30 protein-coding genes and 3 pseudogenes are annotated in these 25,008 nt (G+C 37.3%); 7 read left to right on the forward strand and 26 right to left on the reverse strand.

Features of this window, described 5'->3' with window-relative positions; genetic code table 11:
* Positions 1 to 172: 172 nt before the first annotated feature.
* From spoIIP to QZ995_RS14495, 3 genes are all read right to left on the reverse strand, one after another.
* Entirely contained in the window at positions 173 to 1,954 is a 1,782-nt protein-coding gene (spoIIP, locus tag QZ995_RS14485) for a stage II sporulation protein P (protein ID WP_301808149.1), read from the reverse strand.
* 231 nt (positions 1,955 to 2,185) lie between these two features.
* Complete coding sequence (locus tag QZ995_RS14490; RefSeq protein WP_301808152.1) at positions 2,186 to 3,163, reverse strand: hypothetical protein; 978 nt, start codon at positions 3,161 to 3,163, stop codon at positions 2,186 to 2,188.
* On the reverse strand, positions 3,141 to 3,713 hold the full coding sequence (locus QZ995_RS14495) for an RNA polymerase sigma factor (RefSeq protein WP_301808155.1): 573 nt from the start codon (positions 3,711 to 3,713) through the stop codon (positions 3,141 to 3,143). The genes QZ995_RS14490 and QZ995_RS14495 overlap by 23 nt, the downstream gene beginning before the upstream one ends.
* A 280-nt stretch (positions 3,714 to 3,993) precedes the next feature.
* Between QZ995_RS14495 and QZ995_RS14500 the strand changes: the two genes are divergently transcribed.
* Positions 3,994 to 4,905 (forward strand): PIG-L family deacetylase, encoded by a 912-nt coding sequence (locus tag QZ995_RS14500; RefSeq protein WP_301808158.1) that lies wholly within the window; start codon positions 3,994 to 3,996, stop codon positions 4,903 to 4,905.
* 401 nt (positions 4,906 to 5,306) lie between these two features.
* Here QZ995_RS14500 and QZ995_RS14505 read toward each other — a convergent pair whose 3' ends face one another.
* Positions 5,307 to 5,732: an ASCH domain-containing protein gene (locus QZ995_RS14505; protein WP_301808160.1), complete on the reverse strand. Its 426-nt coding sequence runs from the start codon at positions 5,730 to 5,732 to the stop codon at positions 5,307 to 5,309.
* 1,342 nt (positions 5,733 to 7,074) lie between these two features.
* Here QZ995_RS14505 and QZ995_RS14510 point away from each other — a divergent pair.
* Positions 7,075 to 7,950 carry an alpha/beta fold hydrolase gene (locus QZ995_RS14510; RefSeq protein WP_301808162.1) on the forward strand — a complete coding sequence of 292 codons (876 nt, stop codon included), beginning with the start codon at positions 7,075 to 7,077 and terminating at the stop codon, positions 7,948 to 7,950.
* Positions 7,951 to 8,416: 466 nt separating this feature from the next.
* On the opposite strand, the gene QZ995_RS23950 is transcribed toward QZ995_RS14510, so the two are convergent.
* The 6 genes and pseudogenes from QZ995_RS23950 to QZ995_RS14535 all read right to left on the reverse strand — a co-directional run bounded on the left by QZ995_RS23950 (position 8,417) and on the right by QZ995_RS14535 (position 11,824).
* Positions 8,417 to 8,512 carry a DUF7667 family protein gene (locus QZ995_RS23950; protein ID WP_437124736.1) on the reverse strand — a complete coding sequence of 32 codons (96 nt, stop codon included), beginning with the start codon at positions 8,510 to 8,512 and terminating at the stop codon, positions 8,417 to 8,419.
* 71 nt (positions 8,513 to 8,583) lie between these two features.
* On the reverse strand, positions 8,584 to 8,880 hold the full coding sequence (locus tag QZ995_RS14515) for a hypothetical protein (RefSeq protein WP_301808165.1): 297 nt from the start codon (positions 8,878 to 8,880) through the stop codon (positions 8,584 to 8,586).
* Between the two features lie 256 nt (positions 8,881 to 9,136).
* Complete coding sequence (locus QZ995_RS14520) at positions 9,137 to 9,277, reverse strand: DUF3956 family protein (RefSeq protein WP_301808167.1); 141 nt, start codon at positions 9,275 to 9,277, stop codon at positions 9,137 to 9,139.
* Between the two features lie 364 nt (positions 9,278 to 9,641).
* On the reverse strand, positions 9,642 to 9,806 hold the full coding sequence (locus QZ995_RS23955; protein ID WP_437124737.1) for a YolD-like family protein: 165 nt from the start codon (positions 9,804 to 9,806) through the stop codon (positions 9,642 to 9,644).
* Positions 9,807 to 10,004: 198 nt separating this feature from the next.
* On the reverse strand, positions 10,005 to 10,133 hold the full coding sequence (locus tag QZ995_RS14530; protein WP_301808169.1) for a hypothetical protein: 129 nt from the start codon (positions 10,131 to 10,133) through the stop codon (positions 10,005 to 10,007).
* 1,353 nt (positions 10,134 to 11,486) lie between these two features.
* Positions 11,487 to 11,824, reverse strand: a pseudogene (locus QZ995_RS14535) (YolD-like family protein).
* A 192-nt stretch (positions 11,825 to 12,016) separates the two neighbouring features.
* Here QZ995_RS14535 and QZ995_RS14540 point away from each other — a divergent pair.
* Positions 12,017 to 12,274, forward strand: coding sequence for a hypothetical protein (locus QZ995_RS14540; protein ID WP_301808171.1), 258 nt, complete (start codon positions 12,017 to 12,019; stop codon positions 12,272 to 12,274).
* A 550-nt stretch (positions 12,275 to 12,824) separates the two neighbouring features.
* Positions 12,825 to 14,012: a Kelch repeat-containing protein gene (locus QZ995_RS14545; protein ID WP_301808172.1), complete on the forward strand. Its 1,188-nt coding sequence runs from the start codon at positions 12,825 to 12,827 to the stop codon at positions 14,010 to 14,012.
* Between the two features lie 246 nt (positions 14,013 to 14,258).
* Here the strand turns inward: QZ995_RS14545 and QZ995_RS14550 are convergent, their stop codons facing one another.
* Both QZ995_RS14550 and QZ995_RS14555 read right to left on the reverse strand, forming a co-directional pair.
* Positions 14,259 to 14,480 (reverse strand): DUF7667 family protein, encoded by a 222-nt coding sequence (locus tag QZ995_RS14550; RefSeq protein ID WP_301808174.1) that lies wholly within the window; start codon positions 14,478 to 14,480, stop codon positions 14,259 to 14,261.
* Positions 14,481 to 14,555: 75 nt separating this feature from the next.
* Positions 14,556 to 14,765, reverse strand: coding sequence for a helix-turn-helix transcriptional regulator (locus QZ995_RS14555; protein WP_301808176.1), 210 nt, complete (start codon positions 14,763 to 14,765; stop codon positions 14,556 to 14,558).
* A 208-nt stretch (positions 14,766 to 14,973) separates the two neighbouring features.
* Here QZ995_RS14555 and QZ995_RS14560 point away from each other — a divergent pair, with 208 nt between their 5' ends.
* Positions 14,974 to 15,651, forward strand: a complete 678-nt coding sequence (locus QZ995_RS14560) for a hypothetical protein (protein WP_301808179.1) — start codon at positions 14,974 to 14,976, stop codon at positions 15,649 to 15,651.
* A 696-nt stretch (positions 15,652 to 16,347) separates the two neighbouring features.
* Here QZ995_RS14560 and QZ995_RS14565 read toward each other — a convergent pair.
* From QZ995_RS14565 to QZ995_RS14610, 10 genes and pseudogenes are all read right to left on the reverse strand, one after another.
* Positions 16,348 to 16,530 carry a hypothetical protein gene (locus tag QZ995_RS14565; protein ID WP_366919702.1) on the reverse strand — a complete coding sequence of 61 codons (183 nt, stop codon included), beginning with the start codon at positions 16,528 to 16,530 and terminating at the stop codon, positions 16,348 to 16,350.
* A gap of 229 nt (positions 16,531 to 16,759) precedes the next feature.
* Complete coding sequence (locus QZ995_RS14570; protein WP_301808181.1) at positions 16,760 to 17,017, reverse strand: hypothetical protein; 258 nt, start codon at positions 17,015 to 17,017, stop codon at positions 16,760 to 16,762.
* A gap of 129 nt (positions 17,018 to 17,146) precedes the next feature.
* Positions 17,147 to 17,641, reverse strand: a complete 495-nt coding sequence (locus tag QZ995_RS14575; RefSeq protein WP_301808185.1) for an HBL/NHE enterotoxin family protein — start codon at positions 17,639 to 17,641, stop codon at positions 17,147 to 17,149.
* A gap of 60 nt (positions 17,642 to 17,701) precedes the next feature.
* A complete protein-coding gene (locus tag QZ995_RS14580) occupies positions 17,702 to 17,842 on the reverse strand; it encodes a hypothetical protein (RefSeq protein WP_301808187.1) in 141 nt (46 codons plus the stop codon).
* 197 nt (positions 17,843 to 18,039) lie between these two features.
* A pseudogene (locus QZ995_RS14585) lies at positions 18,040 to 18,351 on the reverse strand (glycoside hydrolase family 73 protein); the annotation flags it as partial.
* Positions 18,348 to 18,590, reverse strand: coding sequence for a hypothetical protein (locus QZ995_RS14590; RefSeq protein WP_301808188.1), 243 nt, complete (start codon positions 18,588 to 18,590; stop codon positions 18,348 to 18,350). The gene QZ995_RS14590 and the pseudogene QZ995_RS14585, both read right to left, overlap by 4 nt.
* A gap of 3 nt (positions 18,591 to 18,593) precedes the next feature.
* On the reverse strand, positions 18,594 to 18,716 hold the full coding sequence (locus tag QZ995_RS14595; protein WP_301808191.1) for a hypothetical protein: 123 nt from the start codon (positions 18,714 to 18,716) through the stop codon (positions 18,594 to 18,596).
* A 10-nt stretch (positions 18,717 to 18,726) separates the two neighbouring features.
* Entirely contained in the window at positions 18,727 to 18,861 is a 135-nt protein-coding gene (locus QZ995_RS14600) for a BhlA/UviB family holin-like peptide (RefSeq protein ID WP_301808193.1), read from the reverse strand.
* 103 nt (positions 18,862 to 18,964) lie between these two features.
* Positions 18,965 to 19,090, reverse strand: coding sequence for a hypothetical protein (locus QZ995_RS14605; protein ID WP_301808196.1), 126 nt, complete (start codon positions 19,088 to 19,090; stop codon positions 18,965 to 18,967).
* 438 nt (positions 19,091 to 19,528) lie between these two features.
* Positions 19,529 to 19,806 (reverse strand): annotated as a pseudogene (locus tag QZ995_RS14610) (P27 family phage terminase small subunit); the annotation flags it as partial.
* Positions 19,807 to 20,055: 249 nt separating this feature from the next.
* Between QZ995_RS14610 and QZ995_RS14615 the strand changes: the two are divergent.
* Complete coding sequence (locus QZ995_RS14615) at positions 20,056 to 20,613, forward strand: cupin domain-containing protein (protein ID WP_437124738.1); 558 nt, start codon at positions 20,056 to 20,058, stop codon at positions 20,611 to 20,613.
* A 147-nt stretch (positions 20,614 to 20,760) separates the two neighbouring features.
* Here QZ995_RS14615 and QZ995_RS14620 read toward each other — a convergent pair whose 3' ends face one another.
* Positions 20,761 to 21,237, reverse strand: coding sequence for a GNAT family N-acetyltransferase (locus QZ995_RS14620; RefSeq protein WP_301808201.1), 477 nt, complete (start codon positions 21,235 to 21,237; stop codon positions 20,761 to 20,763).
* Between the two features lie 301 nt (positions 21,238 to 21,538).
* Positions 21,539 to 21,898 (reverse strand): HNH endonuclease signature motif containing protein, encoded by a 360-nt coding sequence (locus QZ995_RS14625; RefSeq protein WP_301808204.1) that lies wholly within the window; start codon positions 21,896 to 21,898, stop codon positions 21,539 to 21,541.
* 413 nt (positions 21,899 to 22,311) lie between these two features.
* On the opposite strand from QZ995_RS14625, the gene QZ995_RS14630 reads away from it, so the two are divergent.
* Positions 22,312 to 22,782, forward strand: a complete 471-nt coding sequence (locus QZ995_RS14630; RefSeq protein ID WP_301808206.1) for a hypothetical protein — start codon at positions 22,312 to 22,314, stop codon at positions 22,780 to 22,782.
* A gap of 306 nt (positions 22,783 to 23,088) precedes the next feature.
* Here QZ995_RS14630 and QZ995_RS14635 read toward each other — a convergent pair whose 3' ends face one another.
* Complete coding sequence (locus QZ995_RS14635; protein ID WP_301808209.1) at positions 23,089 to 23,418, reverse strand: hypothetical protein; 330 nt, start codon at positions 23,416 to 23,418, stop codon at positions 23,089 to 23,091.
* A 635-nt stretch (positions 23,419 to 24,053) separates the two neighbouring features.
* Positions 24,054 to 24,710: a hypothetical protein gene (locus QZ995_RS14640; RefSeq protein WP_301808211.1), complete on the reverse strand. Its 657-nt coding sequence runs from the start codon at positions 24,708 to 24,710 to the stop codon at positions 24,054 to 24,056.
* Positions 24,711 to 25,008: the final 298 nt, after the last annotated feature.

Raw genomic sequence — 25,008 nt, forward strand, 5'->3', positions numbered from 1 at the left:
GAAAAAATCCTCACTATGGAGGATTTTTTCTTGTGATTTTGTCTGATATCTACGAGACAATGAACAACATTTCACAGGATACAGTCCCTTACTTCCGGTATATCATACCGCTGATCGGAACATATCTCATAAAACAGGCTTCTTTACCCATTGCCCTGTAAGCATTATTCTTTTACTTTACTGCAATTTGCGATTCAAACATATAATTCACAAGCACATTGGCAAATGCTTCTGCCGTATTGTAGCATTCCTCCAATGTATTGTTAGTGCCGCCAAATTCAAGCAACAGGCTTCCCTCGGAGATAGACTGATTATACACGCCATTCCCTTGGTTCTTCCCTTTCAGGATAATTCCCCGGGATAAGCCGGGATACGCGGCTTCCAAACGGGCATGCAGATTTTCCGCGAGCTTCTTGTTTTGCAGATAGTTCGGGTGAGCTGTCCCAATGACAAACAAAATTCGTGAATACGACTTGTCATGTAAGGTCAGGGCGACCTTACTGCGAGGCTCATTACTGTCCCGATGAATATCAAAAATATATTGCAGGTTTGGATTCATTGCTGCCGCTGCACTTACCGCTTTGTATGATTCTGCATAGGAAAACGAATAGCTTTTCTTTTGCTCCGCCAGCTTTTTAGCAAAGTCATCCTGATTCACCATCGCTTGAATACCTTGTGCTTGCAACAGCTCACCTAGCCGTTTTCCAACCAATGTGATATTGATTTCGGGATCATCTACTGAGCTACCGCTTGTGTTTCTGGCGACATTTCGCCACGACTCGCGGTTATGCGTGTGATAGATATAGACTTTTTCATTTCCGACCATGCCAGCGTTATATTCTGTCCCAGAGGTATTAGGTACATTTACTGGCTGATTCGTGCCTGACTGGACGAGATCTACTATCCAGCTAGCAATATAGGCAGTCGAGTTGTCTGCCAATCGAATGATATACCAGTCTCCCTCGTTCTGGATAACCGGGTAGACTTGCCCGGGCTGAACATTTCCGACAACCGCGTAATTCGTTCCAGGCCCAGATCGCAGATTAGTATCGGGATTTCTTACACGTATCATTGCTTCAGCAACTTGTCCTGTACTAGGAGTAGGAGCCCCCGGTATATCAGTTAGCGGTACCTGATGAACAGGTATATCTCTAGGCTGTACCTGAACCGCCACCTCCTGAGAAGCTGGTTTGAAAATATAAGCATCTGTGCCGTTGAAGCTGATCTTGTACCAATCATTTTCAAATCCATAATGGTTGATGGTTGTATTGACAGGCAACTGACCAATGACTGTACTTAAAACATTTGGCTCAGCATAGACCTCATGGCTTTCCGATAACACAATTGTTCCTGCCACTCGTCCACCCTCTGCAACAGAAGGCTGTAAAGGAACAACCGGTTCAGAAGGTGCCAAGGATGGGACTGGAGTTGAAACGGCTATTGGATTAGGGACTGGATCAGGAATCGTTTTGGGCGTTGGTGCAGCAGTTTCCGTCAAGAAACGTGCATTTACCCAGCCGCTAACCTGATTAGACAGCTTGATCTGAGTCCAATCCCCTTGTTTTTTCATTTGTAAAAATACACCGTTTTGGTCGATGATCTGCAAGATTTGGGCAGTTGCATTCGGCTCAGCCCGGACATTTAGCATTTCTACATTACTCTTTACATATTTCACCTGCGGAATCTCAATTTTTTTCACATATTTTTGCAGTACCCAGCCTTGTTTTCCATTGGCGAGCTTCACCTGTATCCAATCATTCTTCTGCGTAAGGATCGGTAGCCGTGCAGCTCTGTTGATGGTTCCGACTATCTGGTTAGTTGTACCTGGAGCACTGCGAATATTTAGTTTATCAACAGTTACCTCCACATGGGTGGCTGCCTGAGCATGCAATTGGGGCATCAGTAAAAACAGGAAACACACAGCTATCAAGATGGTATGTACACGTAAAAACAAGAACCTCGTTCCCCTCTATTTGATTCATTATGACTGGTAAATTCAGCCTAATGAATAGAAGTTCTCGTTCCATCTACATATTCCTTCATCCTACGACATTTTTTGCTTACCAAATGTAAAGAAAAAGACGAAACGACACGTTTCGCCCTTTCTTTATGCTTTTCTATTGTTGAAAGTCTACATGATAAGCAAGTTCCTCTGACGCAGGCTAGATGATGAGTCTTGCTCTTATTATTTCGCCTGATTCACCTGTTTTGCCATTTTGAACAACTCTTCTTTCGTAACCAGATTCATCTTGGCACTAAGAGAGTATTCCACCTTTGTTCCATTTTTTACCCACTGTAAGCTGTGACTGCTGTCCCCTTTTTTCGAGGAAAAGACAGAGTAAATCGCCTCATTATCCTCCACCATTTCTTTTTCCAAAGTATTGGCAAAAGTTCCTTTTCTGGATTTCCCTTCATTTATAATATTTACCTGTAGATATACGCTTCCTTTTTCCCCTTTGTACTCCGCCTCTGCATCACGAAGCTTATCTGTTATCGGAATTTCTTGAACGATATATTCTTTTTTCGTTTTCTCTTGTTCTGCTTTCATCCATCCTTGATCATATTTATCGCTCGGGTTATAGACTGCTTCGCCCTTTGTGAAAAGAAAACCATTACCTAGCTCGGAGGGTAGATTGAACAGATTCCCTACCTTTTGTTCCATGCTCTTCCACGTTGTAAAGGTGAATGGTTTGGACTTCACGTCAATAAAAGGACGTGGGCTCAACTCGTTTTGCTTTTGAAGTTCTGTAATAGGCCAATAGATGGCAACTGCCGACCCAGGTTTCATTTTCGTGAGAATCTCGTTGCCAGTATCAAGCTGTCTATATATCTCTTCAGATCTATTTTGGAGTTTCTCTTTAACCTCTGGTTGCAAATTTTTCATCATTTGTTCTTGCTGATATTCACTTAGTTTTGTGACTTGGTACACTACTTCACCTTTATCGTTTTTTAGCTCAATCGTCTGGATACCCGCCCACACGGATGATGCACCTACCAACATTCCTACAGTCAATAATAGGCCTAATTTCTTTTTCACTTTCTTTTCCTCCCGTCTTTGATCTGCATATATCGCCTTCATTAGCTTCTTTTTAACATCAATTTTGGGGACTGGCTGCAATGTAAGAAGTTCCTGAATTTGCTCATATGGATCTCTGTCCTTCATCGAGCACCCCTCCTTTTTTGACAAAGTAATGCTTGCATTTTTTCAAAGCCCGCTCAAATTGCTTGCGTAAGGCAGCAGGATTCTTCTTCATCAATTCTGCAATCTCCTTATAATCCTTTTCTTCCAACACCCTCAGAATCAGAAGGGTTCGCTCTTCCGCAGATAGCCTTCTCCAAATGCTAGATAACGGCTCGCCAAGGTAATGATGATCGATCTCTTCCTCCACATAGTTACGACCTTCCTGATCTCTGTTGTAGCTAAAAGGTAGCAAGCGATTTAGCTTCCTGCGCCTCAATTGCTTCACACAATAGTTATAGGCGATTTTGTACAGCCATGCAGAAAAGGATAAGGAGTATGTATACCGATCCAAATTCTTGTATGCCCTGAACAAAACGTCCTGTACAGCATCTTCTGCTTCCTGTTTGTGACCAAGCATATGATAGCAGTAGGTAAAAATGGGCTGTTGAAAATGATCAATGATGATTTCAAATTTATCAAGAGAACCATTTTTGATCTCTACGATCAGATTCTCTAGCTCTACTTTGTCCACTTGTTTGCCTCCTCTCACTATGTATAAACCCTGAGGCAGTCGATTTGTGACACTGCAATCTAAAAAAATACCATAGACTGAAAATCTCAAAGACCTACATTCAAAAAATTTAGACCTGTGCGTAACAATCGGAACAGACAGGTGTTTCTTCCCTGCCGAGATGGGAGCATTAGATATAAATAATTGTTGTCCTATGAAATAAGTAGTGATATTATGAAAGTAAAATATTGGTAAAAAATTACATCATTTTACTAAGTGTTAACAGGAGGGGAATTGCTATATGCGGGATTCTAAAAGATTTGTTAAGTCAAAGCTCATTTTAAAAGTTTTCTTTTTGTTCGCTCTTATCTGCACGGTATTACCGCATCAGACTTCCTTTGCAGCCTCTGATTACAAATCGATATCCTTCTATGTACAAGCTCATCCTGATGACTGGCAGTTATTCCGCGGTGAATATGCCTATAACGATTTGCATGCCCCACAAACAAAAGTAGTATTTATTTATACTACAGCAGGTGACGCTGGTTCTGTAAAAGGTTGGTGGGAAGCCCGGGAACGCGGAGCAGTCGAATCTATTAGAAAAGCACTTAAGCCAACTCCATTAACAATAGATATCGCACAATTTAATGATCATCCTATCGTCCGCTATACATCGGGCAATTCCGTAAGCTACTTTTTACGATTACCAGATGGCATGGATGGGTCTGGGTCTAAAGCATATAATAACGAATCGTTAAGTCAGCTACGAGACACCGATAAATCCATAACAGCAGTGGATAAATCAACCACATACACTAGCTGGTCAGACTTTACCTATACGGTAAAGGAAATCATGGACTATGAAACGAAATTAGTCGGCGCAAAGCATCCTTGGGTAAATGTGGCGGATAACGATAGTAATTATAATCCTGGGGATCATATGGATCATAAGGCTACTTCAGATGCAGTAAGCACTTTTGCCAAAGGGAACTATAATCGAGCCTTATATGTTACGTATGATGTGAAAAATAAGAAGGCAAACATAGGCGGATCAGCTCTAACGAATAAGAAAAATCTTTTCTATGCTTATGCAAATGAGGTTTACAGTCAAACGGTTGCAAACGGTGATCCTGTCGATCAACAGTTGTTTGAGGATGAATGGTACTGGTGGGGAAATAAAAGCTATTCCAGAAATATTACGTATGATCAGTAGTCATATAGAAAAAGCTCTCTTTACATGTAAAGAGAGCTTTCTTGTTTATTTTCATCCATTGTACTTAAGAAGCAAAACCCATTTTTTCCCACGCAAGCAATCTTACCGCAATGAATCCTTCTTTGTTTTAAAACCATCTACTAACTTTACTCCTTTAGTATTGGTAAAATTAAAATCTTTCTTACTAAATGTCGGATTAAAATCAACTTTGGCTACTGCATCTTCCCAGCCTTCTTTACCATTACAGCAAAACAGATTTTGTTACACTCCTGCTTCAAAATTGGTTCTTCCCAAATAAAAAAGAAAAAACTTCTACTACACCTGTCTTAATGATTTTTAAAACTAAGAAATAACTTTACATCTTACTACTGCTAAAGAATATGTATTAGAAGGAAGCTTTTTTATTCATTCCAATTCCACAATCCTTGTCTTCCTCTCACTGAGATTCGTTCCATCTGCTTTACATTCGTCAATTTCCAAGCGAACCGTCCTAGTTCATACCATCCAAAAGCGTATTCATTTCCCTCTATCCGGTGATTTGAATCTCCAGCTAAAGCATAAAAGCCGGTATGTGCTTTCACTTGCAAGCACTCTGTAAGCAGGCATGTCGCAACAATTTCTCCAGTCGGCAGATCATCCGCGGTTAATCCATATTTGGCCAAAACAGATCGAAATGGCTCCTGCTTACATGCTTCCTTATCCACCTTCTTGCCAGCATGGATTGCCAATTCTCCTCGATATTTCGTGCGCCAGCCCCGGGTCTCGAATTCCTTTTCTCCTAAGGCAATAAGCGTGGCCCATGGTTGATGTATCGTAATTGCCTTCACTCTTCCCCACCTCCTCAAAAAAAGATCAATCTCAAATCTTATGTTCTCCGGTCATGTCTCTCTTCTTCCGTCTCTCCCAGTCCATTGCACGACGGACAAAATTCTAATTCTTTTTGTATTATTATTACACACTGCTTGTCTATTTCTTGGCAAAAATTTCTGCCCCCACTTGCTCACTCCATTTTCATTCTTATCTGAAAGCCCAAGCATAGACAATAACAATAGCTTCACTTCCTTATCCTTCTTGTAAAAGGAGCATGGATTTAAGGCCAGTCCTTAATGCTATCATTAGTTTTAGGTACCATATAGTGGAACCCTAGCCAGTGCCAAAAATTGCAAATCAACTAAACAATACATTGTGATGAATCTGATTTATTTAGAGGGATATATCCATGAAAGTTCTAAAAACCTATACTCGCATTTACGTTAATGACCTTAAACAGCGCTTCCTTTTTATGAAAGGTTATTTGATAGGAAGTCAGACCTCCGATTTACATATCCCGAAATGAATTTGGAAATGGCTTCAGTAGAGGACTTTCCTCATCATTTGAATCACTTTTTGAGGTGCCTTCAAAGCCAAAAGCTCAGATTCTCAACAGGTAAAATATCCAAGAAGATTGATTGGAAAACCTGCGTTATTTATATACTTTACAGTGTATGTTTCAGGTTGCAGACAAAATTGTTTAGAAGTAGTTCCCATTGATTATATCCCATCAAAAAAAGAAATCTGTCCATTATCCCCTATTATATTAACAGATGTATTAAAAGAGACACTTCTTTGCGGATCGGATGGAGTTTGATTAACATTGAGTGTCCCACATAAAGTAGAACCAACTGTCGCCCTTATTGGTGCATCTTTCCAATATCTGTTAGCTTCTAAGCCATTATGCCAAAAATTAAACAAATATTTTTCATGTGGCTGCACTTTCTGTTGGTGACCAGCCTCAACTGATTTACTAGGTGCTGCTTGTACAGAAGGAACTAATGAAAAATACCATCATTGCGGCGATCAAGCTTTTGAAAACTCTTTTTTTCATATTCATGCCCTTCTGTATTTTACAATTCATTACATTTAAGGAATATAATACATCAAATTGGATAACCATATATTTTTTCAAAACATCTAATGAATGAAGGAATTGCAAATCATCATATATAAGTGTATTCACTACATACAAATGGAATTTTTATAGAGCTCAAACTTAGTAGGTATGAAACGCGCAAATGTATCATACTCATATATCCATCCCGATATTTTTTCGGGAGTCTAACTTATGAATTCGAGTATTCAATTCAGACTCAAATGAGTGGACTTTACTAATCCCAAGATGAGGTGGTTGAAATGTCTTTTTTTGAGGGATTTCGTGAGGCAACCATAAAGACATCCGGAGCGAATATTTTCCTGTTGTATGGTGGAAGCGGTCCCCCGCTGCTGCTGCTCCATGGGTACCCGCAGAATCATGTAACATGGCATAAGGTCGCTCCCGAATTAATGAAAAAATATACTCTTATTATTCCTGATCTTCGCGGCTATGGTCGCAGCGAAGGCCCCCCTCCCGATCCGGAACACGTCAATTATTCAAAAAGAGCCATGGCCCATGATATGTATGAGGTCATGAATCAGCTCGGTTACGATAAATATCATGTCGCTGGACATGACAAAGGCGGCCGTGTCGCCTATACACTGGCGCTCGACCACCCGGAAAAAGTTACCCGACTGTCTGTTCTTGAAGTAGTACCTGAATTAGATACGATGGATCTGATTAATTATCAATCAGCACATCGTTTATACCACTATTTCTTTTTGTCACAGCCTCTGCCTTTCCCGGAAACTTTGATTTCCCACGCTCCTCAATACTTTGTACGCAATACTATTCTTAGTTGGGCAGCCGATCCCCATGCATTTTTTCCGTATGCAATGCAGATTTACGAACAAGAATACACCAAATACTCCGTAATCCAGGCTGGTTGTGAGGACTATCGCGCGGGTATAACTATTGATTATCAAAACGAATACATGGCTCGTCAGAATAATATACAGATTCAATGCCCATTGTTATTTCTTTGGGGAAGCAAGGGGTTACTTAACCTGAAAGATCCCGTATCGATATGGAAAAAATGGGCCCCGCTTACTAAAGGAGCGGAATTGGACTCTGGGCATTTTATCATGGAAGAGAACCCCAGTGATGTTATCCGCCAATTTTCTGCGTTTTTTTGACACCCGAAAACGAAGTCCATCTATTCGATAACGAAGCCCGTTAAAGGTGGCATAACACTCGGCACCCACTTGAAACTCTATCATTAAGTAACTTGTGAAAGCCGGCACGATATTTCGGTTATTGCTACTCTCTAGAACAAATGAGTAAGCGCAATGCTATTTATATGTTCCAGAATTTCCTGCAGGCTGAACGGATCAAAAGGAGGGTTCTGACGATTAATACGTTTTCATGTATTGGCTATGCTACCACTCGTGAACACGTGTGCGGGATATACTCCCTCTAATCAAACAATGTTTTTCAATTCAAAAATACGTATTAAATCAATGTTTTACAGGCTTTGTAGTTTCAGATTATACATCGCTTTTCAAAAATTGTGGGCAAATTTTTGAGCATGGCTTAAAGGTCTTATGGGTACCGTTGAGTTGTATTTGAGAGCCTTTTTTTAAAACGCAGGGGCTCTCAATCTCATCTGTCTATCTTCTCTATCCTTGCACATAGCTCATGTTGCCACTCTGTGTCATTTGTTAAGCTAGCGACTAGGAAATTTTGTGAGTTCGGCAATCTCCCCGGATCAATTTACTCTCAGACAATGTCTCATTTCTGTCATTTCCAAGACAGTAAGTTTTCTCGTCTTATTGATAAATAAAGTTTTTCCATTCGTAGATGAACGATCCACCTTTGCACCAGCTCCTTAATCTTGATGGTACAGTGTCTGTTCCTGTCTGGAATATATATTGCTTGTCCGAATAAAAAATCTTCATTCCAGGAACCAAATATCCGTCTATATGTACGTTTAAGGCTTTTGCCATATCCGCTGCTGTTTCCAACTTAGGGATTGTCCCGTTTGCTATCTTACTCATAGCACCGTGTAAGACTGGTTTTTTCATCATCCTAAGCAAATCTTGCTGCTGCATAATTCGTTCCGGCAAAAATCACTTTCAACCTGCTTTCTTACTTACGTTAATACGTTATCACGTATCGGCTTTGTCGAATCCTTTAGGGAAAAAACAGAGGTTTTGATGAAAAAAGACTCTTCTCTTCCAGAAAGCCCTACTAACTTAACCGTATTAATTTCCTTGTGTTTATCCTAAATAACTGATAAAAAAAGGACAAATACCCCTTCTTTGGGATACTTGTCCTAAAAAAACGATCATCATCTCGCCTGGACTATCTTCATAATCAATGTTACGAGCAACGTGGTACACCTAATGCCAGTAGGATAGTTGCTAATTGTTCAGTAATAGGTGTTCTTACTGTAATACCACCAAGTGTGGTGACTAAGAAGAATTGTCCATTCACTTCATCAATACAAGTAACTTCTACCATGTTTTCACCTTCTTTCCAAAAGTATGCTACATATTATGTAAAGAAGGATCAAAACGATATAGACAACCCCCTAAAAAATAAAATATCAACGAATTTACTACCATATATAAAGCTATAAATCCAGATTAACAACATAAATAGCTTGCATAAAAACATACCTAAACACAAAAATACGCTTTCTTTCTTTTTTTCTTACTTTCTTTAATGAACACTGACTCCATGTTCTACAGGTATCCACCAGAAATCCTCATTATTCTTTCGCTTAATCCGTTTGAATTGGGAATCAAACTTCTCTACCTATCCCCAAGCATCTTCAATTATTCCTCTTCCTTCTTTTGTCTCTTTCCACCAGCTAATTGAAAGGTTAGTCATACTGACGTGAATCTGATATCCTGTAACAAAACTCGGCTGGTTCAATCTCTTTAATGATCGGTTTCTCGGTTAGTTTCTTATCTTCTGAAGATGATGTAATATTTCTGCATGTTCTGGCAAAGATGAATTTCGTTACAAGTGGATCAAGAATAGCCATCAAAACATCTCCCTAAAATAAGAATGCATGTTCTGGAAGTTAATTAATGGGTAAAAATGGTAGTTTAGCCTGATTCACACACCTATTCAATTCATTGAATGGTTTGTGATAGGATGAAGTTTCAACAAAAAAACACTCGATTTTCTAATTCGAGTGTTTTAAACATAATGCAGGCCCTCAGATTCCATGATTCTTAATCTACAACTTTGTATTTCCGCGAATAAGTCCCATCATACTTTGCTCTGTGGTGTTTATTAATTCAATGATGTCAAATTCTACATCAGCAACATTGTAAGCAAAAAACTCCACTTGCAGTCCATTCCCCATACCTATTGTCTTCATCATAAAATGGAGAGTCTACTGTTTTTGATCTAAGTTCCCAATCTAGCCCTTTAGGTTCTGCAATAACAGAGGTACTACTACTCAAAACCTTATCGTAATCAAAAGTCCATTTAGTAGTAGTTTCCAATTGTAATACTACCCTAAGTAGATTCTTATAGCCATGTTTACTTGTAAATTCATTTTTTGCTGTTGCTTGAGCTGTAATATCCCTTGTGTCGTACTAGTCTGTTATCCTAGTTTTAATTCAGCAAAGAGGGTATTGCCGTCGCTTAGTTTTATTTCTTTATAGAGATTTCCAGATATAATAAATAACTCATCAGAATGTTTGTTGAATGCTACCACATATTCTTTGATGAGAACGCTGTCCCAAGGAATAATTTTAGAACCGATTGTGTTTTTTCATTTTTGTATCTCTCTTTTTCATTATGTAAATTCTACCAATACGGGTAATATGATATATTGCAAATATAGAAATCGCAGGTAATAATTGGGTTTTTGAAGGTGTATACAAATTAAACGCAAATCAATTTTAGTACTGTTTTTTGTATTATTTATGGCAATTGGAGTTCTTAATTGGCTAATTCCCCTAAAATAAATGTAAAGTATTTAGACTTATTAGATTAGATATTGTTCAGAACTATCTATACAACTCGTGTAATATAATTTTGCCGGCATCCCATCTTGACCTATCAAGCATGTGTACCGTATTTGGAGCCTCCTCTCAAATAAAAGGATCGCCTACATTAAATACTTCCAGCGTTCAATCTCCTTAGGCATTATGAACGTTTACCAAAAGGATACTGATTGCCGCCTATACGATTTCATAATTTACGACATATTCCCACAACATGCTTCTACAGCTGGGAGAGCATCCAAAAGTAGTATCTGAACGATTAGGTCATAGTCGAGTTGGTCTCACAATGGACGTTTATAGTCACGTCATGCCAGATATACAAAAAGATGCAGCTGACCACTTTGAAAAAATGATGAAACAAAAGCAACCTAAAAGACTTTAGTTGAGTAAAGGTTGTCAAAATGTTGTCAAGCGACGGTTAATAAGGATCATGTTGTCAGGGCGGGAGTTGATAAAACAAGCGTTAAAACCCCTAATTTATCAAGGGTTTTAGCGCTTGTTTTATGGTGATTTGAACTGGATTCGAACCAGCGACCCCCACCCTGTCAAGGGTAGACATCGTTTCTGCTATGTTCTGTTATATACCGCAGAATTTGAGTAATATCAATGTTTTTCCTTCTAACTATATGATATTTTATGCTTAATTACGCTACTTTCTGATTAATTTGGTCCCCAATTCGTCCCCAATCTCCGTCCACTACTCATTATTTAATCACCACTACATCTTCTACAGGTATCCACCAAAAATCCTCATCATTCTTTAATTTGATTTGTTTATACGTTGAGTCAAACTTCTCTATCCATCCCCAAGCAGATTCAATTACGCCTCTACCCTCTTTTGTTTCTTTCCACCAGCTAATCGTTAAGGCATAGTCATACTGACGTGAGTCAGATATCCTGTAACAAAACTCGGCCAGAGCTCATCCTCTTCAATGATCGGTTTCTCGATCAGTTTTTTATCCTCGTGATACTGACGTAACATTTCTGCATGTTCTGGCAAGATGAATTTCGTTACAAGTGGATTAAGAATTTTTCTAGCCATCAAAACATCTCCTTGAACACGAATATATGTTCCTGTTTTATTGGATGGTGAGGAATTTATGCAATGGGTAGAAATGGATATAAGATTAAAATAAAAAAATCTGAAAATTTTAAATATACGTATTTACAACTTTTGTAATAAAAAGTATATTTATATTGTATTACCATTTTATAATTGTAAAGGGGAGTTTATATGAAAAAATCTTTACTATTAGTTGCTCTTGTAACTGTTTTTGCTACTTCTTTCGGCACCACATCTGCTGACGCAAGTTCAAAAGAATCATCAATAGGTACTCTTGCTGCTTGCGTAGAAGAAGAAAGAAGTTTCCCATCTGGTGTACAACCCCCTCATATTGTTAAGGTAGGAAAAGTCTATTTAGAAATGTTTAGAATAACTAATTATCCAGATGGCTCTTCAACTGTTCTATACCGAAGTGCTGATTGTAGATAATATTCTTGATCAAAAAACCGTTAGAGTAATCTACGGTTTTTTGTTCTATTATCCTGATTTTTATGCAGATAAATAAAAAAAGCGCATGCTTTTAAGCATACACTCGATCGGGACCCGATTGTTACTTACTTTTTTTAAAATTGGTGATAAACTGCAAAATGAAAATACTCCCCCTTTTAAGAAGGTTGTTTCATGTTTAGAAATAGCTATATCCCTCTTGGGTACTTTCTAGGGGGTTATTCTTTGTAAAATAGGATTAAAGGCTCCGTTACACCTACAAAACAAACTCATAACGAAAGAAATTATATTTCTTCCTTATCATAAGTAAAAAAGAAAATATTTTTTAAAAATATACAAAATACACCATAATTAATTACATATTTTTCAATTTATGTTTCGTTTTATGAAAATTAATCTCGTATAATGCAAATGTATCGGCCGATATAGCTAATATTCTTACAAAGCTTTTTATTCGTTATTCTTACATACACTCATAAAGGAGGTAGGCACTTTTCTCTTTCTATACAGATAGAGTAAAAGTGCTAAACAAATGAACCTAAAGAAAATAGGATTATTCGCTATTGCGATGATTATGACCTTGTTTAGTTTTCAAACGTCTTCGTTTGCAGCAGAAGAAATACAATGGGTTAAAAAAGCACCGATGCCAACTGCTAGATACGCCGTTGGTGGCATAGTATATGATGATAAAATTTATGTATACGGGGGAACTACTGGAATGGATTCCTTAGATAATCTTGAAGTATATGATCCAGCAAAAGATAAGTGGGAAACGTTACCTAGTTCTTCTATTTCAAGGTCCGCTATTGCATTTGTTGAAAACCAAGGGAGATTTTATGCCATTGGAGGAAACGATGATGATTCTAGCTCAACTAACATTGTTGAAGTGTTTGATCCTGTTTCAAAAAAGTGGACATCGGCACCATCTATGCCATCACCTCTTCGTTTTCCCAAAGCTATTTCATTAGATAATACTATCTATACTTTTGGGGGATTCGAAAAAAGAGATCCCACTGATTTAGTATACTTATTTAACCCAGAAACAAACTCTTGGATTACTAAAAAACCCATGCCTTTTAAAGGAAGTGCAGAACCTTTTATTAAAGACAATTCAATATATGTAATTCATAATGATTATAATGAAGAAAAAATCATTATTTATCTTTATGATCATATAAAAGATACATGGACACAAATAGATGAGCTTCCTTATGAAATTGGCTTAGTTAACAGCTCACTAAATTTTGATGGAAAGATTATTTTTACTACCAAATCTACATTATCTAGTTATGATGTAAGCACAAAAAAATTAAAAACTTATTCAGTACCCCCTTTAAATAGAAGTGGTGGTGCTTATGGCATTGTAAACGGTAAACTATATGTTATTGGGGGAGGATATGACGGTACATCTGGTTCTACTTCAGATGTAGTAGAATTAAATCTTTCAGATTTAGTTAATCCGGACCCGACTCCAGATCCAGACCCAACAGGAAACGCACTCTTAGTAATTTATATGGATAGTGGGTTAATCAAAGAATTTGAAATGACAAATGAGGAAATCAGAAACTTTACCGAATGGTATGAAGGTAGAGCAAAAGGAAACGGTAGAAAAGCATACATCGTGAATAAGAAGTACAACATCGGACCTTTCAATTCAAGAAAAGACTTCATTAGCTACAGTCATATTGAAAGCTTTGAGGTTCAAGAATACAGTAGATAATAAGATACCCCTTCCGTATGTAGGAAGGGGTTCTAACTTTATAAGGTGATTGGTAAGTTGTTTAAATAAATTGTAATTAAGTAAACCAAACATAACAATTTGCATACGATAATAGCATTCGACATAAATATCTCGAATTAAATCTTCTATAATATATACAGTTTAAATAACCGATTTTTTATTAATAGTTTACAAAAGAAAAATCGTTTCCTTATATCTCAGGAGACGATTTTCTTCATTTTTATTTCATCCTTGTATTTTTTCTAACTTTGCACATAACTCATGTTGCCATTCTGTATCACTTGTTAAGCTAGCAACCAAAGATAAGTTTTTAAGTTTTGCTATCTCCCAAGCTCTTTGAGCATTTGCACTTAGACAATGGCTCATTTCATCCATTTCTGAGTCAGTAAGTTCTCTTGTTTTATTAATGAACCAAAGCTCTGACATACGTTGATGGACGATCCACATCTGCACCAGCTCCTTAATCTTGATGGTACAGTGTATGTAGTTCGCAGCTACAAATTGCATATCCATTTTAAAAAATTAGTCAAGAGCTTCTAACCAGATTTCTTCTATGGGCATATTCAAAGCCTTTGCTATTTGAAAAGCAGTTATAAGAGTAGGAAGATTCTTTCCTTGAACTATCTGACTCAATGACGCATGTGAGATAGGCTCGTCCATCCGTTTTAATAAATCAAGTTGTTTCATATTACGCTCAGCTAAAATAATGCGCAGACGACACTGTAGCTTCAAGAACTATCACCTCACAAAGAATAATTCGTCATTTGTCTTTGTCGAATCCTTTGACGAGTAAATAGAAGTTTTGACGAAAAAAGCTCCAATAAACGCTTGTTTTTTCCTAATTATGACACAACTAGAGTTGAGAACAAATTATTTGTAAATTTTTGACTTATTTGTTATAATAAGTATATTAATTTAGGTAAATTTTAGGAGGTTCTCTATGAAAAAGTTACGTCGATCCTTTATTGTCCTTTGTAGCTTAGCTATGTTTTCCTCAGTAGCACCTGCTTTTGCATACAATTCAAGCCATTCTAGTAGCAGTGTACAATCCCAAGAACTGTCTGAAAAACAAACAATAACAAAAGAATTTATTAACAAGGTATCACCATATGTTAATCTTGACGAAAAAACTAAACAATTCTCTCTTTCGGAGAAAGCAAAGAAAGATTTAGATAAAGATACCTATAACAAAGCATTAGAGATAATCAATAAGAACAATGCCCAAATTAGCGAAATTAAGAACGAACTAGTAGTTTCTTCAAAGGGTACATTAATAGATAAAGAAAATGAATCAAAGATGTCGGCTATTGATCATGATGAATACTGGGATTATGACTTCACTTGGTGGGGGCTCCAAATTTATTGGTCCCATGACTTTGTGGAGGATTTAAAAGATAAAATAGGACTAAAAACTTCAGTAACTGTTGGTACCTTCATAGGAACTGTTCAATATCTCATGGAGAAATATGGAAAGAAGGCACCTAGCTGGTTTTCAGCTTTTACTACCGCAGCGGCTGCTCTTACTTTATGGTCATTTTTAGAACAAGATGAAGGTTGTGGAATTTATCTAGATTGCTATCTATATGTTCCAACACGCTGGTATTCCGCTTGCGATTAAGAATAGAAGGTAAATAAAAAAGTGCACTTCATTACATAATGAAATGCGCTTTTTTATCGTAATTATAGTAGTATAACTGAAAAAGGAAAGGAGCTTATAGGAGTGAATAAAATTCAAGAATACGTAAAAAAGCGACTTATATGGACAATTATAACGTCTGTCATTTTAGCCACTGTCCCTTATTGGATTGGTACAAAAAACATTTCGTTAACAATTATTTGGGAATGGCTGATTTTGTTTTCTATAGTCACTATCTTCGATATTTTATCAATTTCTTCTCGACAAAACATAAAAAAATTATAATCCTAATAAGAATCATCCTCTGCTACTTCGTTATTCCGTGTAGGCAATGTCGAAGGTTTTGACGAAAAAAAAAAGACCTCGCCAGTAGATTATGGCGAGGTCATCTGTAACCCCACTCCACAGGTTCACCGCTTAGGATTCTATATTGACCACATCTTAAACAGGTACTCGCCAAAAACTTCTATAATCAGTTGTGTAAATGATAAAAGCCCTTACCGGAAAGGTAAAGGCATATAGGAGACTGTGCGACTATACTCTTGCTACACAGTATTCGAAAAGAATAAAAAGGTTCGCCTATTTTATTAGGCTTCCACACTCACTACATTTTCTACAGGTATCCACCAAAAATCCTCATCATTCTTTAACTTGATTTGTTTAAATTGGGAATCGAACTTATCTATCCATCCCCACGTTGTCTCTATAACCCCTCCTATCGCCTTCCACCAACCCACAGTAAGTAAGTGAGTAGTCGTACTGTCGTGAGTCGGTGATCTTGTAACAGAACTCTTCCAGCTCGTTCTCGTCAAGATCGGGTTTGGGTATGAGTTTTCCATCTTCTTGGTATAGCAGAAGCATCTCTACGTGTTCAGGGAAAATGAACTTAGTTATAAAAGGGTCGCTTATCCTTCGATGCTATTTTTATCTCCCTAAACAAGAACGATTGTTCTTATGTTAACCCAAAACCCCAAAATAAAAAAGCCCCTTGAAAGGAGCAAAAGATTATAATCACTTTTTACTATTATGATATAGATGATCCTGATGAGGTTGCCTCAGCAATACGTCATCAGCTGGCTATTCATGGGAACTAACCAATTTCGCTTAGTAAGTCTTCCCAGTCTAATTTTGCTGCTTCAAGAAGTTCAACAAGACAATTAGAACGAACGTCAATATCCTCACTTTCAATGAGTTCTTTAAAATTACTGCTAACTGTATCCCAAGATTTGGCAAGAGATAAACAACTATTGAATAGCATTGATGAACCACCAGTCAATGTTCTAAGACAAGAAGAAAGTTGGTAAAGCAAAGTAAGATCATTTTTCTCCGAATTATATTTTTGCTCCAACCTTTTGTATTGTTCTTCTGCTGTATCATGGGAGTCAATTAGCTCCTCAATCCAATCAAAAAGAGCTAAGAAAGGGATGATCTCCTCTAACTCTCTCCGTTGTTGAATTTTTTGCTCTAAATCCTACATTTATTGTTGAAGCAATTGTAAGTCTTCCTCATCAGCTTTAATCTGAGATTGTATTGGACCTATATCACTTAAAAAATTTCTACTATCACTTGCCACATCCAGACTGTACTCCTTTAATTTGTTACTTAAATCATCAATTCGATTCTTCTGATCTAAGGTTTGTTTTTGAAGTTCTTCTAAGTCCACCTCAGCTATAATTACACTATTAGTAGGATCATCTTTAATATCGTCTACACTAGCATCAAAAAACTCCCCAAAGCCACGAACTGCTTGCAACATGGCGCTCGTTATTTCACGGTATGTACCCAACCAGTTTTCAGCGTGTTCTCTTGCTTGATCATAATGTTTCGTTATTATTGCTGGATCTTGAAGAGCATAAACTTTTAGTACTGTTTCAATAATTGTCATTGTAACACGATCAGCCGTTTCCATTGTGGTACGAACATTTTTAAATGATCCAACCATTTGATCCGTTGGCGATAACAATGTAGACATATATACACACTCCTCTTTTCAATTAATCAAAGTAAAAGGGTGGAACAATCCACCCTTTTATTAGCAATGTCCAAATGCGATTCTAGTGGTATCACCTGTCTTATCCTCTTTTTTGACAGGGATTGTACCATTTGCTTGAAGATTTTTCGCTAAATCGTGAGTATCATTCCAATCCTTATTAGCAGCCACAAGAGCTTTCACTAACCACCCCCCCATATCTGGAGTAAGATTATTTGGATCAAGTGCATCTTTGACTTGATCTAAATCAGACTGCAGGGAATTCCACCCGTTTTGAAGGGATGTGACAGCAGCTATAGCTCCGTCTACTGCATCTCTTAGCTTATTGATTGTTGAGTTCGTGACATTAACAGTGGAATATAATTGTTTTAAAGTAGATTGTCTTTTGTACCGTTTAGAATTAGCTTCGAATGGTCTGCAATAGACTCTCCCCAATCGTTGTAAGCTCTGAAATTAGCTGTGATAGTTGTCCATTTACCGTTGTAATTTTCTTTTGTAGGCATGGCGCATACACCTGCTGGACCTGTTCCTTTGATACCGAACAAGTTATTTCCTCTCTTGGTTAGTCCACACTCTCTCCAAGCTGATTCAAGGATCGCCTGAGCAATTGTAAGAGACGCTGGTATCTTTGTTTTCTTCATGTCAGCTACAGCACTAGGTGCTATCTTATCTATAAAGTCTTGTGGTTTCATCGCTTGTTACCTCCACTGTCTGGTTTTACATAGCTATAAGCTCCCGCGGCTGTTAATCCAACAACCACCGCTGTTAGTAGATTGGTTTTTAAATCTCCGTTTAGAAGAAATACAAATAGAGCTGAAAAAGCCATAGCGACTAATGGAGCGAATTTGTTAGGGACCCCAAACCCTTTAGCCACACCAGTAAGCGCCGCGACAATTGCGGCTAATGTCGCAATATCAGTGGTCATCTCCATTCCTTAGCCCACCTTTTCTTTTAGTTCTTGAATGTCATTCTCTAGCCCGCTTAAACTTCGTTCGATTTGTTGCAATGTAGATGTATTACGCTCCAAATGAGTAACCATCCGTTCATTGTGCTCCATGAGTTTAGCCTCACGCTCTTGAGCCTGTTTTACTAGTTGAGTCTCGCGCTCTCTTCCCTCTTTTTTTTATAGAAAATAACAACCATACAAACAAAGCAGCAAACGGCCCTTGTTGTAGCAATGCGTTCATTACGCTCTCTTCCATGCTTTCCCTCTCCTTATCACCCCCTAGGGGTAAATAAAATAGGGAGCCGAAGCTCCCATTAAAAAACGCCCTAATCCAGAGCGGAAAAGGCGCTTATTTTTCGTCATAAATTTCTTTTTTGGTCATCATCAGTGATGTATTTCTTTTCTACGGCTGTTGCCAGTTGCACTTCTTTCCATGCTCCAGCGTTCCAGCTCATGCAACAATAGTCATATAATCTGCTTTTCATATTTTACACCTCCAAAATGTAGTCAACTGTTCCAGCTAATGTTTCTATTTGTTGTTTAAGCTCTGCATTTTCTCTTTCAAGAGACTCCATTTTCTCTTGTAAGTCTTTTCTCTTTCTCGTTCCTCAACCTGGGGAGGAGTTAAGTTCCATACAATTTCCTCAGTTTCGGTATTTATATGGTACGAATAGCCTTTCAAAAAATTATCCGCAAACTGCCCATATTCGGATGAAAACGACGCTTGTTTTACCCCTCTCCGACAATACGACGTAGGTTTGAAAATCTTCTTCGAGAGTTGTTTCAAGAATTGCACCAGCAAGCTCTCCTGTGTCTATCAATATATTTCCTGTTACCATGTCGTAGTAAATTTATTCGTTCATGTCAATTACAGCACCATCTTCATCATGAATTGCTTGTTTGCGCTGCACTGTCAATTCCGTTTGTAGCAAAGCATCTGTGATTTTTATATACATTTTTCGGGCATATAAAAGCGAGCCAATGCATCTACATCAAGATTAGTCATGATGCCGATTTGCAGCAGCTCGCTTGCAATCTTTTTAAATTCTTTTTTCAGGTCTTTCGGTAGGTAGTTAGGGGGCTTAACTTTGTCATTTGCTGCTTTTATTTCTTGGGCTTTACGCTGTTCTATTTCAGCTTTTGTTAGGTTTTTCTTTCCCTTGTAGAGCAGCAAGTCAACTGGTTGCCTTGATCTAGCCATTCCCTCACTCCCTTTTGTCTATTGAAAATAATGTATTAGTCTGGCCGCAAGTTATTGAACTAACGGGCAGTTGGCTTCAATGACTATAAAAACATGCGACAAAAAATTCGATATCAATCGTTTGAAATTTTGTATTGTCATCGTTTTATTAGAACAGGCTCATACCGATTATTTCCCATTTTGATTCCTATAAGTAGGCTATTGCATAGGATAAAAGAAAAATAATGAGATCATGAGAGGAGAATGAATATGTACCCTAAATCAGGCTATCACTTTCAATGGCATAATCCAATGCATAACAACTGGAATAACAACAATTGGAGTTATAATTGGTATCCTCATTATTACAATTGGAATAACAACTGGAATCCTTATTATAGAAACATCCAATTAAAAGATTATGGATCAAAACCATTTGTAGTGAATATTGACAAAGCAACTAAGCAAAACAATACTTACCGTACCGCTTTATGGACATGGAAAAACTTACAAGTGACTCTGATGAGTATTAATGTTGGAGATGACATCGGTTTAGAAGCCCATCCGACAACTTATCAATTCATACATATTGAAGAAGGTCAGGGACTTGTTCAAATGGGTGATAGCAAAGATAAATTAGATTTTCGAGAAATGGCCTATGATGACTATGCAATTATGATACCTGCTGGAAAATTGCACAATGTAACCAATACAGGTAATACACCACTTAAAATTTACGTTATCTATGCGCCGCCTGAGCATCCATATGGTACAGTTCATGAAACAAAAGAAATTGCCATGTCTGCTGAAGAAAAACTCCATTACTAATGAATCGAGTGAAAAGTTATTGATGGGGATGAGATTATATCTCAAAAGTTTAACTAACAGGTTCAATAGCTCCATAAATAAATGCCAGTCTGACATTTTATTTTTGTGTTTTGACTGGCTTTTATTTATGGAAGCTACCGACCTCCATTAGTTCAATCTAAGCTCCATTTTTCTACCCTTCGTTGTCATTCCGATTGATTCATAAAATAAAATTGCAGAAGCATTATTTTCCGATACCCCTAATTCAATACTATCAACCTTCAGACTTCCCCCGAAATCAATAACATATTGCATAAGTCTCTTTCCAACGCTCTTATTTCTGTATGTTTCGGAAACACACAAACTATTTACAAATAATATTTTTCTCGCATTCACAAATGAATTTTCAGATATGTCTTCTTCCTTCGTCACAACTACTCCGATTATCTCTAAGCCTATGGTAGCCACAAAAATATGCTGTTTAACATCAATTAGCTGGCTTTCGAAGAATTCTTTCCCGACTGGAGTTGGGGTTTCTTTATACAAATCTGGTCTTTCAAAAACGTGTAGATCATGAACCTGCCTGAACAAGAGCAACAAAGATTCGTAGTCATCTTGATGAGCGTTTCGGATAGATATATCCATATTTCTCCCTCCCCAATCAGTTAACGTATTTTACCATGCTTACTCTTTAACCAAAATAGTTTTACTGAGCATTTCTGCCTGTTAGTTCAATAACTTACAATGAGTCTGACACTTTATTTTCTGCGTACACCTATGAAAATCATCCTTACGAATTGCCCAATTATTTTTTAATTTTTTGCATAAAGTAAATTATGAAAATGCTGTAGCAGTTTCACCATAATCGTTGTGCTTGTAACCTTACAATCGCTCACCATCATTCAACCAACGTCTATCCTTTGTCGGTGGTTGCCTTTTTATAGTATCATCTCCAAGCGCCTCTATCTTCTCTAGCAGTCTTCCGGTTATGGCACTGCTCGCATAATGGCTGCCAGTTTTTCCGATCCCAAAACAGCGTTTTATCTCCCTTGTGTGCAACAATATGGTCAACCACTGTAGCATCATTGAGTATTCCTTTATCAAAGCAATGTTTGCAGAGCGGATGCTTTCTTAAAAATCCTATTCTCGCTTTTCTCCACTTAGCATCATAGCCACGTTGCCTATATGATCCACGTTCTCGGTCATACTGCTGTACTTGTTTCTTTTGATGCACAGGGCAATAAGCTTCTCTTGTTAGTGTTGGGCATCTGGAATGCAGACAGGTCTTTAATGGTTTGCTAGGCATTGTTTCACCTTCCTTGTTTAATAGAAAAAATATCTATCAAAATGACCTATATATATTTATTTCTTTTCTTTTGTGTACTTATTGCATACATCATGCAGCAAAAACTAGAGTTACTGTTACAGAAATAAAGGTTATTGCTTACAGAAACCCAATTTGTTAAAATACTCATTTTCACTCAATTAGTCATTGTAAACAAAGACCCCTATTAATATTACAGAAACTATAGTTCAAACAGAGTTATTGCGACATGATGTAAACAATATGTTCAGATAAAAAATAGCTACTTAATCAATCAAGCAGCCGCCTTTGAATTAAAATTGTATAAAAATGTTACGAACTTTATTTTACATATATTTACATTAATTATTTTTATTGGTAAACTATGGTTATTCCAAATATTAGGAGGTTAACTAATGAAAAAAGTATTTGCTAGTTTATTAAGTTTAGCTATGATTATGAGTATTTCTGGTTCCGCTTTTGCTGCTTCAGAGACAGTTGTGATGTCAAAAGTAAATGCAAGTTCTATTTTTTATGACATTGAGCCAAACAATAGCATATATGAAGCAAGTCCATTTGGTGTTCCTGGCTCTGTCAAAGGAAAAACAGACTATAACAATGATAAAGAGGATTTTTATAAATTTACGGCCCCATCTTATGGTACACTTCAATTGGTTCTTACTCCATTGAGTAAGGATACCGAGTTTATGCTTGGTCTCTACTATCCGAATGGTGCAAAAGTTGTTGCGGAGTCAAATGATGGAGGCCCAGGAGATACTCAAGTTATTCTGACAGACGTTAACAAAGGTCAAGAATATATAATAAAGGTACGACATTCTTTTAATTACGGCGGAGGACACTATTTATTGAATTCCTCAATAAATTAGTAGTACTCTTATAACTAAAGCATGATCCTATTATGACAATTAGGCCTGTCAGTTATCTAAACAGGCCTATTTCATGTCCCCTGACTTACCAAGCAGAATTATTGCAACATGATGTAAACATTAAGTACAAAAGAAAAGCACACAATAAAAGTAACCTCATTTCCCAAATTTTGAACTCACTTAACTAATAAAATAATATAGAAACAAAATCCCGTTCCACAATTATTTGAAGTGGGACGGGATATCTTTATGTTAATTTTTATTCTTATAGAGTCATCATCTTAGGTCGTTGACAGAAATTTTAAGTTATCTTACCACGACAGGAAATGTTGTTACATATTTTCCATTGTAATATTCTTTTAGCCATCCATTCTTAGCACCCTTATCGGCAATCAAATACCATGTTGAGCCAAGTTTCGTAACATACAAACCGTCACCTGTAACCGTATACGAAGTGAATGGCGAAGAATACAATGCTACCTTCCCGCCATCAGATACATCAAGATTTGGTTGAATCTTTAATACTTGAGAATTTGTTTCTTTTGCAGTATTAATCTCAGTAGCTGCAAAAGTAGGAACAGCTAAAGCACCAGTAAGAACCGCGAAAGTAGATAAAGATGCTAACAGTTTCTTCACAACAAATCACCTCAAATTTTATTTGGTAACATTTACCATAAATTCATGTTACCACCCTTATGTTTATAAGTAAACTGTTTTTTTGGTAATTATTTCAATTTTCTATCCCTCTTTCTGTATCAAGAAATTAAAATAGCCAACAGCAGGTGATTAACCTTTAAATCTCATGATATAAATTTACACCATCTAAAAACCTAATACCACACGATTATATCTGATTTTTTCCATATTATTTCCTGTTATATTTTATTTGCTTTTTCCTCTATTAACCTCTTTTGTAGAAATTTTAATCACCCTCTATATAGAATAAGTCCAGATCATAAGTTACAACATCATCAGAAATTAGCTTAGTAGTTCCATACTTTTTTACTAGCTTCTATGGTGTTTCATGTGAATGATTCTAAGAGATCAAAACGAAAAAGGGGCTGTTCAAAAGGATAGTTCCAAATGTCTGAAACTCAAAAATGAACGGAAAAGCATCCCGTTTCACTAATAAAAGTAGGGAGGGATGCTTATTTTAGCGTAAAATTATCCTAAAAGTGAGGCTTATAAAATCGAGAAATGCCATTTGGCACAGCCCCCTCATTTTCTTATTCGGTTTAGCTGTCATTGTTATTAATTGAACGGTACACTTGTCAAAGCGTATAACGAACTGTGACGGAAGTGAAGCAAACAAAGAAAGGATAGCCACCGGTAACATCTAAGTTATTAATTCTATTGAAAGTAAAGAATGCCCAATCTCCAGGGTTAATAACGCCTGGTGCAGTATTAATTGGGAACGTTATAAGATGGTGTCTTAAGCTCAAACCATTTGTAAATCCAGTAGGTTCAGTGACGACTACCTCTGATAGTATATCGTTGGCTTTATACAATACATTTCCCGTACCTTGTCCCCATTGATCACCATTAGATCGAAAATCAGCCCTCAGCCTTATACGCACGTTTCCTGATACAGGAGCTTCTTGATTTCTTTGTATCAGTAGATGTGCATCGACAGTTATTGGCGTGCCAGTAACATAAGAACCTGGTATTTGAAATTCAAGGTTAATTACATCACTTTCATTAGAAGATGGAGGCATAGTCCAATAAGCAATTCTTCCTCCTTCGGCTACCATAGGAGCAGGAGCATAGTTATACACTTCTTGGCTGAATGCAAAGTCTGGATCAAAAGTTCCGTTCTTGTAGAGATCTTGAACGGTAAATACTAAGTCAAATTCTCCTAATCCAGTGGGTTCAGTCGGTCCGGTTGCCCCGGTTGCCCCGGTTGCTCCAGTGGGTACATTAATTTTCACTTTAACTTTTTGTTCCTGCCAATCTTACAAATACACTTTATTAAAAGCAAACGTTAATCCAAAGGTTGTTGTAGAACGTATGGGATGGTCTGATATGAAGATGATAGACCGCTATGCTCACGTTTTGCCTAACATTCAAAAGGAAACTGCTGAAACATTTGGTAAAGTATTCTTTGAAAACAAAGAAGCTAAATAGAAATTTAATCGCGCCAAATTCGCGCCAAATTTTCTTTTCGCACCAAAAAATATATGGACAAGTCTATCTACAAATAACAAAAACCCCTTGATTATCAAGGGG

Source organism: Brevibacillus laterosporus (assembly GCF_030489605.1).
GTDB lineage: Bacteria > Bacillota > Bacilli > Brevibacillales > Brevibacillaceae > Brevibacillus_B > Brevibacillus_B laterosporus_E.

Excerpts from the sequence above, each read along its gene's own strand:
- QZ995_RS14590 (WP_301808188.1), bottom strand. The coding sequence starts at position 18,590 with ATGGAGATGACCACTGATATTGCGACATTAGCCGCAATTGTCGCGGCG.
- QZ995_RS23955 (WP_437124737.1), bottom strand. The coding sequence starts at position 9,806 with ATGGCTATTCTTGATCCACTTGTAACGAAATTCATCTTTGCCAGAACA.
- QZ995_RS14595 (WP_301808191.1), bottom strand. The coding sequence starts at position 18,716 with ATGGAGCACAATGAACGGATGGTTACTCATTTGGAGCGTAATACATCT.
- QZ995_RS14560 (WP_301808179.1), top strand. The coding sequence starts at position 14,974 with ATGAAAAAGTTACGTCGATCCTTTATTGTCCTTTGTAGCTTAGCTATG.
- QZ995_RS14530 (WP_301808169.1), bottom strand. The coding sequence starts at position 10,133 with ATGGGGAATGGACTGCAAGTGGAGTTTTTTGCTTACAATGTTGCTGAT.
- QZ995_RS14545 (WP_301808172.1), top strand. The coding sequence starts at position 12,825 with ATGAACCTAAAGAAAATAGGATTATTCGCTATTGCGATGATTATGACC.
- QZ995_RS14620 (WP_301808201.1), bottom strand. The coding sequence starts at position 21,237 with ATGGATATATCTATCCGAAACGCTCATCAAGATGACTACGAATCTTTG.
- QZ995_RS14500 (WP_301808158.1), top strand. The coding sequence starts at position 3,994 with ATGCGGGATTCTAAAAGATTTGTTAAGTCAAAGCTCATTTTAAAAGTT.
- QZ995_RS14575 (WP_301808185.1), bottom strand. The coding sequence starts at position 17,641 with ATGTCTACATTGTTATCGCCAACGGATCAAATGGTTGGATCATTTAAA.
- QZ995_RS14625 (WP_301808204.1), bottom strand. The coding sequence starts at position 21,898 with ATGCCTAGCAAACCATTAAAGACCTGTCTGCATTCCAGATGCCCAACA.
- QZ995_RS14615 (WP_437124738.1), top strand. The coding sequence starts at position 20,056 with ATGTACCCTAAATCAGGCTATCACTTTCAATGGCATAATCCAATGCAT.
- QZ995_RS14550 (WP_301808174.1), bottom strand. The coding sequence starts at position 14,480 with ATGTGGATCGTCCATCAACGTATGTCAGAGCTTTGGTTCATTAATAAA.
- QZ995_RS14510 (WP_301808162.1), top strand. The coding sequence starts at position 7,075 with ATGTCTTTTTTTGAGGGATTTCGTGAGGCAACCATAAAGACATCCGGA.
- QZ995_RS14520 (WP_301808167.1), bottom strand. The coding sequence starts at position 9,277 with ATGGTAGAAGTTACTTGTATTGATGAAGTGAATGGACAATTCTTCTTA.
- QZ995_RS14600 (WP_301808193.1), bottom strand. The coding sequence starts at position 18,861 with ATGGAAGAGAGCGTAATGAACGCATTGCTACAACAAGGGCCGTTTGCT.
- QZ995_RS14630 (WP_301808206.1), top strand. The coding sequence starts at position 22,312 with ATGAAAAAAGTATTTGCTAGTTTATTAAGTTTAGCTATGATTATGAGT.
- QZ995_RS14540 (WP_301808171.1), top strand. The coding sequence starts at position 12,017 with ATGAAAAAATCTTTACTATTAGTTGCTCTTGTAACTGTTTTTGCTACT.
- QZ995_RS14605 (WP_301808196.1), bottom strand. The coding sequence starts at position 19,090 with ATGAAAAGCAGATTATATGACTATTGTTGCATGAGCTGGAACGCTGGA.
- QZ995_RS14490 (WP_301808152.1), bottom strand. The coding sequence starts at position 3,163 with ATGAAGGACAGAGATCCATATGAGCAAATTCAGGAACTTCTTACATTG.
- QZ995_RS14565 (WP_366919702.1), bottom strand. The coding sequence starts at position 16,530 with ATGCTTCTGCTATACCAAGAAGATGGAAAACTCATACCCAAACCCGAT.